Genomic DNA, 12,516 nt, shown 5'->3' on the forward strand with positions numbered 1-12,516 from the left:
AGATGCCAAGACATTTGGTTTTAGGAAACGGAAAATTATTGATCAATTTAGATGAATATTTGCAGATCAGAGACATCTATTTTCCTTACGTCGGTCAGCAAAATCATGTCCAGGGGCATGTTAACCGTCTAGGAGCCAGTATCAATGGCTCCTTTTCTTGGCTTTCTTCAAAAGAATGGGTGATCGAACCAGGTTATCATTTAGATTCACTCGTTACCCTCTCATACGCCAAAAACGTAAAGGAAGGCATAACGCTTAAGATTGAAGACGCCGTTCATCAAAGAGAAAATATGTTTATGCGAAGAATCACCGTATTAAACGAATCACATGAAGAAAAAAGGATCAAACTGTTCTTTCACCAAGATCTTTCGATATATGAGAATGAAGTAGGAGACACAGCCTACTTTGATCCTGAAAAATCTGTGATCATCCATTATAAGAAAAATCGTTACTTTCTTTTTGCAGCTTCATTCGATCAAAAAGGGATCGACCAGTACACAACAGGGGTGAAACGTTTTTTAAGTGCAGAAGGAACATGGAGAGATGCGGAAGATGGTCATCTTCATGTGAACCCTATCGCGCAAGGATCTGTGGATAGCACTTTCTCTGTGCAAGGTATCGTTCCGCCACATGGAAAAGGAGACGTAAACTATGCTTTAACCGTTGGGAAAAGTAGAGAAGAAGTATTTTCTCTCTACGATTATCTCATGGAGATCGGTCCATCGTTAACACTAGATAAGATCGATGTTTACTGGAGGAGATGGGTAAACAAAACAAAGATCAATCCATGCAACCTTTCTGATGAACTTCTTGATCTGTATAACAGAAGTTTACTCATCATTCGTACACAGACCAATGAGAACGGTTATATCATAGCGGCTAATGATTCTGATATTCAGCACTATAATCGAGACCATTACAGTTATATGTGGCCGAGGGATGGGGCGTTAATCGCTGCTGCTGTTGCAAAAGCAGGCTTTCATGGAATGGTGAAGAACTTCTATCGAAGATGTGCGGATGTTTTAACAAAAGAAGGATACCTTCATCATAAGTATAACCCCGATGGTTCGATCGGATCATCGTGGCATCCAATGATCGATAAAGAAGGATCAAGTCAGCTGCCGATCCAGGAGGATGAAACTGCACTCGTACTTTGGGCGTTTTGGGAACATTATAAAGAAACAGGAGATATTGAGTTTGCTCAATCTCTCTATCGGTCATTAGTTCGTCCGAGTGCAAGATTCTTGCTTCAATATATGCAAGAAGAACTAGACCTGCCGTTACCTTCTTATGATCTATGGGAAGAAAGAAGAGGAATCTTTACTTTTACAACAAGCTCTGTGTATGGTGGTCTAATGGCCGCATACTCATTCGCGACGCTCTTTGGTGAGGATGACCGAGCAGAGAGGTATAAGAAGGGTGCAGACCGAATAAAAGCAGGAATGGAAAAGCATTTGTATGATGAAGATTCAGGAAGATTCTTAAGAGGTATCTATCTGTTGGATGATAACGCTTATAAGAAAGATTTCACGATGGAATCCAGCATGTATGCTCTCTTCGCGTTCGGCGTATATCCTGCCGATGATGAACGGATTGTCCGGACGATGCAGCAGATGAATGAAGAGTTGAGCATTAAATCGGGTGTAGGCGGGATTGCGAGATATACAAATGACTATTATTTTCAGCAAACGCATGACATGACAAGAGCTCCTGGGAACCCTTGGTTGATTTGCACGTTATGGCTTGCGAAATGGTATGTTCAATGTGCAAAATCACTTCAAGATCTAGAGCGTCCACATGAAATTTTACGCTGGGTTCACGAGCATAGCTTTTCTACAGGTGTCTTACCTGAGCAGCTTCATCCGTTTACAGGAGAAGCTTTATCGGTTGCCCCTCTCACTTGGTCACATGCTACTTTTATTGATGTTCTAAAAGAATATACAAAAGTCTATGAGAAACTTTCGCAAAACTCACTTGCTCGTTAGAAAAGAATTTGTTATCATGTTATGGTATGGTTTAATAGAGAATATGACTGTTAGTAACCATGATAATGTACTTTGGTAAAGATGTGGAGGGAAACAACAATGCGTGTAAACATTACTTTAGCTTGTACTGAAACTGGTGATCGTAACTACATCACTACAAAAAACAAGCGTACGAATCCAGACCGTTTAGAGCTTAAAAAATACAGCCCGCGTTTAAAGAAATACACAGTTCACCGTGAAACTAAGTAATTTCACTTAGAAGCGCCTGAGACCCATGCAAATGAGGGATCAGGCGTTTTTTCATGCAATCGGAACCATGATATGATAAATAGATCACGTTATAGAGGTGTTTAATTCATGGATAAAATACAATGGCGAAAAGAGTTGAAGAAAGTACTGCTCTCAATGGGAAAAGAAGAAAGGAAATCAAAAAGTAAAGCGGTTTCTAATCTCTTATTTCAAACAGACGAATGGAAAACAGCTGATTGTTTTGGGATTACAGTCTCGCGAGGATTTGAGCTTGATACCTCTTACATCATAGATCAAGCATGGAGGGAAGGAAAGACCGTCGCTGTGCCAAAGTGCTACTCTAAACATAAACAGATGGAGTTCAGAAAAATTCGTTCGTTTGAAGAATTAGAAAATGTATACATGGATCTTTATGAACCTAAGTTAGAAGTAACTTCTAGCATAGAGGCATCTCAAATGAATATGATCATCGTTCCAGGTCTTGTGTTTGATCGTGAAGGATACAGAATCGGTTATGGAGGTGGGTACTTTGATCGTTACTTACAAACTTATACTGGATCAAAACTTTCACTTGCTTATACATTGCAGACAACGACATCTGTTCCACATGAAAACTATGATATTCCAGTAGAAAAAATTATTACAGAAGATGGTCGGTTTAAGTAGATGATCTTCTTACTAGTGAGTATCGCTCTTCTTTCCGCAATGTCAGCTTTATTCAAGTGGCTGACGATCGCAGGAAGTGTAACAGCGTTTATATTGGGAGTAATCATATATATAGCATTCGGTTGGCAGGGTTTGATCATACTTGGTCTGTTTTTCATAACTTCTACCCTGTTGACAAAATGGAAGAAAGACAAAAAGCAGGATCAAGACGCATTGCAAACCGAAGACAAAAAAGGAAGGTCTGCTTGGCAAGTGCTTGCCAATGGTGGGGCAGCGCTGCTAACAGCAATAGGTCACTTGATACTTTCAGATCCTGTTTGGCTTATCGTGTTTGCGGCTACCTTCGCGACAGCTACTGCAGATACATGGGCTTCAGAGATCGGTGTCCTTTCAAAGCGAAGACCTTTTCATATTAAAGAATGGAAGAAGGTTGAACCTGGTTTATCAGGTGCAGTATCAAGTCTAGGAACAATGGCAGCAGCGACAGGAGCATTATTAATAGGCTTTAGTTTTTATTTTCTATATGACACCACGATTACCATTCTGCTGTGTATTGCGATTTCTGGATTTTTAGGGAACGTCGCAGATACCCTTTTTGGGGCTTGGTTTGAACAAAAGTACGTTTGTTCCGTTTGTAAAAGAGAAACCGAAAGCCACGTTCATTGTGGTGCCAAGACGGTAAAAGTATTTGGGTATGCCTATTTTACAAATAATCTTGTAAATTTTTCATCGACGATTATTGGAGGTCTGATAGCGGGTGGTTTATACATATGGATCATAAGTTGAAGGTGATCGGTGTTGTACTTGCAGGTGGGGAGTCAAGAAGGTTTGGAAGTCCGAAATTGTTCGCTGAATGGGGCGATGCTACTTTTTTTGATAAAGCTCTAAATACGATCACTCCATATTCAGATGAACTTGTAGCTGTCGTTCGCAAAGAATGCATAGAGATTTTAGAGCGAAAGCATTCTCATGCTGTTGAGATAATTTCCGATGTTGAATCTTTTAAAGGTAAAGGTCCTCTAGCAGGAATATACAGTGCCATGATGAGAAAAAAGGGAGATTATTATTTGATCACGCCATGTGATATGCCTAGAATGAGCAGCGATATGTATAAAAAATGGTTGGAATCGGCTTTTAAGCATCCGATGTATGATTGCATCATCCCGGTTTTAAACGGAAAAATATATCCACTTAACGGTGTATACAAGAGATCATGTCTTCATGAAATGAAAGAGAATTTAATGAAGGATAACTTAAGAGTTTTATCCTTATTGAGCCGTAAAAATACGAAATACATAGAAGTACGAAAAGAAGAGGCTCACTTTTTCGAAAATGTGAATACAAAAGAGGATCTTTTAAATCTACGAGACGAATAAAAATCGCATTCCAAACAGAAAGTAGTAGCAAGGAGGTTTTTTACATGAAAGGATTCGTGATTAAAAGCTTTTTGATATTCCTCGCTGTTGCGCTCGGTTATAGAATGCGATACCGATTGATGAACAGTGCTCTCGGCAATCCCTTAATTCGTCGTTTCTTAGTTGGAAGTGCCATGTCATTTCCAGGGCTGAGATCTAAAATGATGGATGAGATCATTTGACCATGCGATCGAAAAAAGCAGCATTCTTCTTTGATTTAGACAATACGCTGTTTGATTATGAAGCCTCCTTTAAGAAGGCTTCTTTATTTGCATTTCGTTCCATCTTTTCTTCAGGTGAGCAAAATAACAAGTTAGAAGAAAAATGGTTTTCTCATTATAAAACGTTCTGTGATTTTTATTGGCAGGCTTATGAAAAAGCATGGATCACCCGAAAAGAATATCAAAAAAACCGTCTGTCATCTTCTTTACGTGCAGTAGGAATAAGTAAGGTTAATGACCATGAGATCCAGCGATATCAACAGCTTTTTGAAAGAAATATACACCTTTTTGTAGAACTCTATCCTTGGATACAGGATATGATTCAAATCTTAAAACGTAATGAGATCATGTACGGAATCATCTCGAATGGAGAAGCTGATGTTCAGAGAAACAAAATAAAGCATCTAAACCTCGATATTCCTGAAAAACAAATTTATATTTCATCGGAAATAAATGTAGCTAAACCTAGTCCGGAAATCTTCCATCTTGTGAGAAAAGATGTGAAAGCAAGTGCTTTCTTCTATGTTGGCGACTCATATTCGCTAGATATGGTCCCAGCTATCCAGGCAGGGTGGACTGCTATCTGGTGGAATCCTTCGATGCTTGATGTAACGAATGACAAAGTTCCTCATTATAACTGTTATTCAAGCGATGAATTAGTAGAAGCCATCATGAGATATATTGAATGAGCTGGATGTTCTCCCCATTCGTTGTTTGGAATAGAACGAATAGATATTTTTTGTCTTTGCTGATTAAGATGAAAGGCATCGAACTTCCGATCGGACTTATTCTCTGTCCATTCTTTGTAGTAATTCCTAGAAAATAATTTTTGTATAATCCTTCCCATAGCTTTCCGATAATTTCCTGACTTTTAGATAGAGAGAACCCAGACAGCGGTTTGTTGTTAAAATCAGTTAGCGATTCTAGAGAGATCACGTTATATTCATTGAGATCAATCTGATAGAAGTTTGTTGTTTGGGTAAGTGTTTGTTGCAGATATTTATTTGTTTTTTCATCCAGATCATTTTTAGCTTTTCGTTCAGTGCTATCCTTAGGAATCTTAAAACCTGAGAACGATTGACCAAGTTTTGCTGCATATAAATAATCATTACTCATTCTTTGTACAGAACGATATTTCTCCTCACTAAGATGGATTTCTCCTTGATGATAGGAGATGGCCTCCCAAAGCCCCGGTATCGAACTTAAAACATCCTTTTCAAGGTCAATTGCATTTGCAGAGGTTTTCCACTCTGTCATCTTATTGTTAAGCAATCCGTTCTCGAAAATCATCGCCATGTCTTGTCTGAGATAAACACGTTCAGAAGTCATTGAGTTCACTTTCCAAAGTAAGTCATAATTTGATGAAGTACCATTTAAGAAGGAAAGCTTCGTTTCTGCTTCTTTAAAAGAGAACGTACTATCCAATGGAAAGAAAGTAATGCTTTCGCGTGCTTCTTTTTTCACAAACGGCTGGTAGATGATACCTATTACAAGTATAATAATTAACAGATAAATTGAAATTTTCCACTTCATACAAATCAGCCTCCCTTTCGGACAACTTGTTCCTAAATTCTATGCAATCCTGTTCAAATTAGAAGGCCTGAGTTAAAGAAAACGTATGGAGCGGTTAATCGAGAGGGGTTAGATTAATGGAAGTTGAAACAAAAGAGATCGTAAGCTATTTGAAAAAACTCGTACATATCCCAAGCCCATCTGGGAATACAGAAGCCGCAATCAATTTTATGAAATCATTCTTTGAAGTAAATCAGGTGATGCATAAAACAACCAATAAAGGTGCTGTCATCGCGACCATTCCAGGTGAGAATGATTCAAAACACCGCCTGCTGACTGCTCATGTTGATACGTTAGGTGCTATGGTAAAAGAGATTAAAGGCGATGGCCGTCTTAAATTAGACTTAATCGGCGGGTTCTACTGGAATACGATTGAAGGCGAATATTGTTCGATACATACGAATTCAGGAAAAGTGTTCAACGGCACGATCATGATGCACCAAACAGCTGCTCATGTTTACAAAGGAATGAATGAACTAAAGCGTGATGAAAAGAACATGGTAGTTCGCGTAGATGAAGAGTTTCATTCTAAAAAAGATGTTGAAGAAGCGGGGATTTCTGTTGGGGATTTTGTCTCTTTCCATCCTAGATTCGAACAATTAGAAAGTGGGTTTGTGAAGTCGCGTCATCTAGATGACAAAGCTAGTGTTGCGATCTTAATGCATGTGATCAAACAATTGAAGACTCAATCAACCAAGCTGCCTTATACGACCCACTTTTTGATCAGTAATAATGAAGAGATCGGATATGGCGGTAATTCAAACATACCAACTGAAACAGTGGAGTACTTAGCGGTAGATATGGGTGCGATCGGTGATGGTCAGGCAACAGACGAATTTACTGTAAGTATCTGTGCAAAAGACTCTGGTGGACCCTACCATTATGGGTTAAGAAAACATCTTGTTGGTTTGGCAGAAAAACATAATATCGGATATAAAGTTGATATCTATCCTTACTATGGTTCAGATGCAACAGCAGCCATTCGCGCTGGAGCCGATATTGTGCACGGCCTGATTGGACCTGGGATCGATGCATCTCATGCTTTTGAGCGAACACATATCAAATCATTAAAAAATACAGCAGAGCTTATTCACACTTATTTGAAGTCTCCTCTAGTTTAGCCTTCAGCCCCTTAGCCATAGCTAGGGGTTTTTCTTTTTTTCTGTCTAGTCCTTCCAAAGTTGAACTTATGATGGCTTCTAGAATAATCGTAGTTCACCAAGGTATGAAACAGGAAAAGAAAGTGAAGGATGATAGGCAGAGGAGTGATGAAAAAATGTCTTATCTGCCAAAAAAACAACCTCTTTCAACAAATTTTGATGAAAACGTTCAATATATGAAAAACCAATTAGGCGTGGACATCAGTTTTGATTGCATACACCTTGACTTAGAATATGCCGGAAGAAGAATGGCTTTATTCATGGTTGATGGATTCGTTAAAGATGATATTCTTCATTATTTAATGAAGTTACTAGCCGATCTTGAACCAGGTCAATTAGATCCGGATCCACTTGTAAAACTGATGAAGACTTATCTGCCTTATATAGAAATCTCTACGTCAGATGATCTGAATCAAGGAATCGATTGGGTATTAAGTGGTCCGACAGTTCTGATCGTTGAGGGAGTTTCGGAAATCCTTCAAATCGATGCTAGAACGTACCCGGTTCGAGGACCTGAAGAACCGGATGTTGAGCGTGTTGTAAGAGGAGCAAGAGATGGTTTTGTTGAAACGATCGTATTCAATACCGCACTTACAAGAAGAAGAGTTCGTGACCGTTCACTCCGAATGGAGTACATGAGTATCGGAAGGCGCTCTAAGACCGATGTATGTATTTCTTATATTGAAGATATTGCAGATCCGCATATCGTTGACCGTATTAAGGAATCATTGAAAAAGATTGATACAGATGGACTTCCGATGGGTGAGAAAACGGTCGAAGAATTTATTTGTGGCCGTCACCTCAATCCATATCCGTTAGTGAGATATACAGAAAGACCAGATACAGCAGCCGTTCATTTATTTGAAGGCCATGTTTTAGTTTATGTAGATGGATCTCCGTCTGTCTTGATCACCCCAACAACATTTTGGCATCATCTGCAACATGCAGAAGAATACAGGCAGAAACCTGTAGTTGGAGCATATTTAAGATTTGTGCGATTTTTAGCTGTTTGGATTTCAATATTTTTGCTGCCGTTGTGGTATCTATTTTCCGTACACAAGGAACTTTTACCTGTGAATTTATCATTCATAGGTCCTGAAGAAATTGGTGTTGTTCCTTTGTTTTTGCAATTTGTGATCATCGAGTTGGGTATGGATATGCTCAGGATGGCTACCATACATACGCCGACATCGGTTTCCACCGGACTAGGATTAGTCTCAGCCATTGTGGTCGGACAAGTTGCGATCGAAGCAGGTTTATTTGTAAATGAGGTCGTGCTCTATATCGCAGTAGCTGCAATCGGAACATTTGCTACTCCTACGTATGAGCTTAGTTTAGCAAATCGATTATTAAGGCTTTCTTTATTAGGTTTAACTGCATTGTTAGGTGTACCTGGATATATAATAGGCTTCACATTAGCTGTATTATTCTTTGTATCGTTCAAATCCTTTCATATACCGTACCTCTGGCCGTTTATCCCCTTCAACCCAAAAGCGATCAGAGATGTGATCTTAAGAATTCCTATGCCTCTAAAGAACAGAAGACCGATCGTATTACACCCGAAAGACCCCGATCGTTAATATTAGACAGCTGAACATTCTTCAGCTGTCTTTTTCTATGTAAATTGTGTGCAAAGGCTTGCATCTTTCCCTATATTATTTGTTATAATGACAAAGGTGATTATAATGAAAACAATGTATGATGTTCTTCAGCTGTTAAAAAGGTTTGGAACCTATATATATACCGGAAACAAGATAGCTGATTTAGAATTAATCCAAGAAGAGGTCAGAGAACTCTATGAGCAAAAACTCATTGATGTAAACGAATTCAAAAATGCGATCATCATTATTCGAGCAGAACACAATAAATTACAATAGAGGATGAGACAGATGGAGAAATGGTTAGTAGGTGTTGATCTAGGTGGAACAACAATTAAAATCGCTTTTGTAACCTTAGATGGTCATATTGTAGAGAAGTGGGAAATCCCTACGAATATAAATGAAGATGGAAAGCATATCGTTATGGATATTACTGACTCTATCCATTCAAAACTAAAAGAACTATCTGAACCTAAAGAAAAGCTTGAATCCATTGGTATGGGAGCGCCAGGTTTCATTGATATGAAAACAGGTTTCATCTATCATGCTGTAAATATCGGTTGGAGAGATTATCCGTTGAAAGAAGAGCTTGAAAAAGCAACGGGCCTTTCTGTTATCGTTGATAACGATGCTAACATCGCTGCGATCGGAGAAATGTGGCGTGGTGCTGGTGATGGTGAAGGAAACGTACTGATGGTTACATTAGGTACAGGAGTCGGAGGCGGAATTATCGTAAATGGACATATCATGCATGGAACGAATGGTATGGCTGGTGAGATCGGTCACATAACGGCGATTCCAGAAGGTGGAGCCCCATGTAACTGTGGGCGTACAGGATGTATTGAAACAATAGCTTCAGCAACAGGAATCTCACGGATCTCAAAAGAAAAGGCTCTTCAAGACACATCTTCTTCTCTTTATGCTCTTTTGCAAGAGAATGGTGAGATAAAAGCTAAAGATGTTGTAGCAGCCGCTGAAAAGGATGACAAAGCGGCAATTGAAACGTTGGATGAAGTAACTTTTCATTTAGGGTTAGTAATAGCAAACCTTGCTAACAGCATTAACCCAGGTAAGATCGTAATCGGTGGAGGAGTCTCTAAAGCGGGTCATACCTTAATGGAGCGGTTGGAGCAGAAATTTAAACACTTTGCACTTCCAAGAGTTGCTGAAGGCGCTGAGATGAAAGTAGCTACGCTAGGAAACGACGCTGGTGTCATCGGAGGAGCTTGGTTAGCCAAACACAATCGCTGATCATTCTTGTTTAAGAAACAAAAAAGTCTAGATTTAACGTGAAGGTCTCTATAGGTAAATAGAAGGAACTTTCTTTTGCAAAGTTTTTTAGTGAGATCTTCTCAAACATATATAATGAGTGATTTCTTCTTAAGAGACGTAATAATAGCGAACCGCTTCAGTGCGGTTCGTTTTCGTTTTTTTGAAACTTTTTTGAGTGAAGTTCGTCTAATGGTTTATGGATTTAAAAAAGGGGTAAAACTAATATAGTTTTGTTGTCCTATTTGTCAGAATCTTGAAATAGTACGTAAGGGTATTGAATTCTTGTGTGAAACCATTTAATATACTCTTTATGTAATCCTTTGATTAAGGTTTTGTAAATATGTAAAAGATGAATTTACATTCTTGATCAATGCTTACCGGATGCAAAGAGAGACTAGTTAAGAGGGAATAAATTGAAAACGAGAGTTCTTTTTGATTGAGGAGGTCAGAGAACATATGAAAGAAAAAATGAAACAAGCTTTTGCTGAATATAGATTCTTCTTTATAGCAATTGCTTTATTATGGATTAAAACATTTATCATTTATAAAACAGCATTTGAACTGCCTATGGACAACAAAGTTCAAGAGTTAATCCTGTTTATTAACCCAATTAGTTCGATTGTTCTTTTCTTAGGAATAACGCTTTATTTTAAAGGAAGAACGCACAGAAGAATGATTGTTGCAGTCAGTGCGATCATGAGTTTTGTGATGTATGCCAATATGGTGTTCTATCGTTTCTTTAATGACTTTATTACCATTCCAGTCTTGTTCCAAACTAGCAACATGGGTGATTTAGGTAATAGTGTATTTGAGTTGATACAACCTACTGATTTATTGGTATTCATCGACATCGTCATTTTGGCTTACTTCATGAGACGAGCTGATTACCGACCTGCACGTGCTTCACGGAAGCAAATCACGATTACTTTTGCTGCTGCAATCGTATTTTTTATCGTGAATGTTGGTATCGCAGAAACTGAAAGACCGCAGTTGTTAACTCGTACGTTTGACCGTGAAATGTTGATTAAAAACATCGGTTCATATAACTATCACATTTATGATTCCATTATCCAATCTAAAGCTAAAGCGCAGCGTGCATTTGCTGATGGAAGTGAAATTACAGATGTCGAGAACTACTCACGTGCCAATTATAAAGAACCAAATCCTGAGATGTTCGGAAAAGCAAAAGGCAAGAACGTTTTCGTCATTTCAGTTGAATCAACACAGAACTTTGTTATTAATGAATCTGTAAACGGCAAAGAGATCACACCGTTTATGAATGACCTGATCAAAGACAGTTATTACTTCCCGAACTTTTATCACCAAACAGGGCAAGGTAAAACGTCTGACTCAGAGTTTTTATTAGATAATTCTTTATACCCACTTCCAAGTGGTGCAGTTTTCTTTACACACTCTCAGAACCAATACAATGCAACACCAGAAATTTTAAAAGAGCAAGGTTACTATTCATCCGTACAGCATGCTAATAATAAAAGTTTCTGGAACCGTGATATTATGTATGATAATTTCGGTTACGACCGTTATTATTCATTAAAAGATTTTGAAGTAACTCCTGAGAATTCAATTGGATGGGGCCTAAAAGATAAAGATTTCTTTAAACAATCCATTCCACATCTAAAAGAAATGCAAGCAATGAACAAACCGTTCTATACAAAATATATTACGTTAACAAATCACTTCCCGTTCACATTAGAAGAGGAAGATGAAACGATTCCAGAATGGACTTCTAACGATGGAACAGTTAACCGTTACTTTACAACCGTTCGCTATACAGACGAAGCTTTGAAAGAATTCTTTGATGATGTTAAAGAAGCTGGTCTTTATGAAGATTCAATCTTTATCATGTATGGTGACCATTATGGGATCTCTGAAAACCATAATGATGCGATGGGTCAATTCTTAGGAAAAGAAATCACTCCTTTTGAGTCTACTCAATTGCAGAAAGTACCATTAATCATTCACATGCCAGGTGAAAAAGGTAAGACGATGGATACAGTTGGTGGACAGATCGACCTTAAACCAACGATTCTTCACTTGCTAGGTATTGATACAAAGGGTGACATACAGCTTGGCTCAGATTTGTTCTCTAAAGAGAGAGAAGATTTCGCTGTGCTTCGTGACAATTCTTATATCACTAAAGACAATGTGTTCACAGATGGTAAGTGTTATGACAAATCAACGGGTAAACCTGTTGAAGGTGAGAATAATGCTTGTGAACCATACAGTGAACGTGCTAAGACTGAACTTGATATGTCTGACCGTATCATATATGGAGATTTACTAAGATTCTACGATAAAGATAAAGCAAAAGATAAAGCTGTTATACAAGAAGAAAAGCAAAAACAGTAAAGACATTA

The 12,516-nt window shown here is 38.4% G+C and carries 13 protein-coding genes; 12 read left to right on the plus strand and 1 reads right to left on the minus strand.

Annotated features, from left to right (window positions below; translation table 11 throughout):
• Positions 1-2 precede the first annotated feature (2 nt).
• From FS458_RS07245 to FS458_RS07270, 7 genes are all read left to right on the plus strand, one after another.
• Positions 3-1,985 carry a glycoside hydrolase family 15 protein gene (locus FS458_RS07245; RefSeq protein ID WP_144699074.1) on the plus strand — a complete coding sequence of 661 codons (1,983 nt, stop codon included), beginning with the start codon at positions 3-5 and terminating at the stop codon, positions 1,983-1,985.
• Between the two features lie 99 nt (positions 1,986-2,084).
• Entirely contained in the window at positions 2,085-2,234 is a 150-nt protein-coding gene (gene rpmG, locus FS458_RS07250; protein ID WP_066242361.1) for a 50S ribosomal protein L33, read from the plus strand.
• A 108-nt stretch (positions 2,235-2,342) separates the two neighbouring features.
• Complete coding sequence (locus FS458_RS07255) at positions 2,343-2,900, plus strand: 5-formyltetrahydrofolate cyclo-ligase (protein WP_144699076.1); 558 nt, start codon at positions 2,343-2,345, stop codon at positions 2,898-2,900.
• The gene (locus tag FS458_RS07260; protein ID WP_144699078.1) at positions 2,901-3,686 is read left to right on the plus strand and encodes a DUF92 domain-containing protein; all 786 of its coding nucleotides are present in this window, start codon (positions 2,901-2,903) and stop codon (positions 3,684-3,686) included. It begins immediately after the preceding gene.
• Positions 3,671-4,276 carry a molybdenum cofactor guanylyltransferase gene (gene mobA / locus FS458_RS07265; protein WP_144699080.1) on the plus strand — a complete coding sequence of 202 codons (606 nt, stop codon included), beginning with the start codon at positions 3,671-3,673 and terminating at the stop codon, positions 4,274-4,276. Before FS458_RS07260 ends, mobA begins: the two co-directional genes overlap by 16 nt.
• Before the next feature lie 44 nt (positions 4,277-4,320).
• Positions 4,321-4,497, plus strand: a complete 177-nt coding sequence (locus tag FS458_RS20615) for a hypothetical protein (protein ID WP_186320636.1) — start codon at positions 4,321-4,323, stop codon at positions 4,495-4,497.
• A 2-nt stretch (positions 4,498-4,499) separates the two neighbouring features.
• Positions 4,500-5,225 (plus strand): HAD family hydrolase, encoded by a 726-nt coding sequence (locus FS458_RS07270; protein WP_144699082.1) that lies wholly within the window; start codon positions 4,500-4,502, stop codon positions 5,223-5,225.
• On the opposite strand, the gene FS458_RS07275 is transcribed toward FS458_RS07270, so the two are convergent.
• Positions 5,206-6,069, minus strand: coding sequence for a hypothetical protein (locus tag FS458_RS07275; protein ID WP_144699084.1), 864 nt, complete (start codon positions 6,067-6,069; stop codon positions 5,206-5,208). The two genes, FS458_RS07270 and FS458_RS07275, sit on opposite strands and share 20 nt — an antisense overlap.
• Positions 6,070-6,185: 116 nt before the next feature.
• Here FS458_RS07275 and FS458_RS07280 point away from each other — a divergent pair, with 116 nt between their 5' ends.
• From FS458_RS07280 to FS458_RS07300, 5 genes are all read left to right on the plus strand, one after another.
• Positions 6,186-7,229 (plus strand): M42 family metallopeptidase, encoded by a 1,044-nt coding sequence (locus FS458_RS07280; protein ID WP_144699086.1) that lies wholly within the window; start codon positions 6,186-6,188, stop codon positions 7,227-7,229.
• 155 nt (positions 7,230-7,384) lie between these two features.
• Entirely contained in the window at positions 7,385-8,848 is a 1,464-nt protein-coding gene (locus FS458_RS07285; protein WP_144699088.1) for a spore germination protein, read from the plus strand.
• A 105-nt stretch (positions 8,849-8,953) separates the two neighbouring features.
• Positions 8,954-9,145 (plus strand): YqgQ family protein, encoded by a 192-nt coding sequence (locus tag FS458_RS07290; RefSeq protein ID WP_137788894.1) that lies wholly within the window; start codon positions 8,954-8,956, stop codon positions 9,143-9,145.
• Between the two features lie 12 nt (positions 9,146-9,157).
• On the plus strand, positions 9,158-10,117 hold the full coding sequence (locus FS458_RS07295; protein WP_144699090.1) for an ROK family glucokinase: 960 nt from the start codon (positions 9,158-9,160) through the stop codon (positions 10,115-10,117).
• Between the two features lie 477 nt (positions 10,118-10,594).
• Positions 10,595-12,508 (plus strand): LTA synthase family protein, encoded by a 1,914-nt coding sequence (locus FS458_RS07300; protein ID WP_260858504.1) that lies wholly within the window; start codon positions 10,595-10,597, stop codon positions 12,506-12,508.
• Positions 12,509-12,516: the final 8 nt, after the last annotated feature.

The sequence above is a fragment of the Fictibacillus phosphorivorans genome, assembly GCF_007673525.1.
GTDB classification, from domain to species: domain Bacteria; phylum Bacillota; class Bacilli; order Bacillales; family Fictibacillaceae; genus Fictibacillus; species Fictibacillus phosphorivorans_C.

Bases quoted from the DNA above. Each gene is read 5' to 3' on its own strand.
- FS458_RS07245 (WP_144699074.1), top strand. From the start codon at position 3: ATGCCAAGACATTTGGTTTTAGGAAACGGAAAATTATTGATCAATTTA.
- rpmG (WP_066242361.1), top strand. From the start codon at position 2,085: ATGCGTGTAAACATTACTTTAGCTTGTACTGAAACTGGTGATCGTAAC.
- FS458_RS07255 (WP_144699076.1), top strand. From the start codon at position 2,343: ATGGATAAAATACAATGGCGAAAAGAGTTGAAGAAAGTACTGCTCTCA.
- FS458_RS07260 (WP_144699078.1), top strand. From the start codon at position 2,901: ATGATCTTCTTACTAGTGAGTATCGCTCTTCTTTCCGCAATGTCAGCT.
- mobA (WP_144699080.1), top strand. From the start codon at position 3,671: ATGGATCATAAGTTGAAGGTGATCGGTGTTGTACTTGCAGGTGGGGAG.
- FS458_RS20615 (WP_186320636.1), top strand. From the start codon at position 4,321: ATGAAAGGATTCGTGATTAAAAGCTTTTTGATATTCCTCGCTGTTGCG.
- FS458_RS07270 (WP_144699082.1), top strand. From the start codon at position 4,500: ATGCGATCGAAAAAAGCAGCATTCTTCTTTGATTTAGACAATACGCTG.
- FS458_RS07275 (WP_144699084.1), bottom strand. From the start codon at position 6,069: ATGAAGTGGAAAATTTCAATTTATCTGTTAATTATTATACTTGTAATA.
- FS458_RS07280 (WP_144699086.1), top strand. From the start codon at position 6,186: ATGGAAGTTGAAACAAAAGAGATCGTAAGCTATTTGAAAAAACTCGTA.
- FS458_RS07285 (WP_144699088.1), top strand. From the start codon at position 7,385: ATGTCTTATCTGCCAAAAAAACAACCTCTTTCAACAAATTTTGATGAA.
- FS458_RS07290 (WP_137788894.1), top strand. From the start codon at position 8,954: ATGAAAACAATGTATGATGTTCTTCAGCTGTTAAAAAGGTTTGGAACC.
- FS458_RS07295 (WP_144699090.1), top strand. From the start codon at position 9,158: ATGGAGAAATGGTTAGTAGGTGTTGATCTAGGTGGAACAACAATTAAA.
- FS458_RS07300 (WP_260858504.1), top strand. From the start codon at position 10,595: ATGAAAGAAAAAATGAAACAAGCTTTTGCTGAATATAGATTCTTCTTT.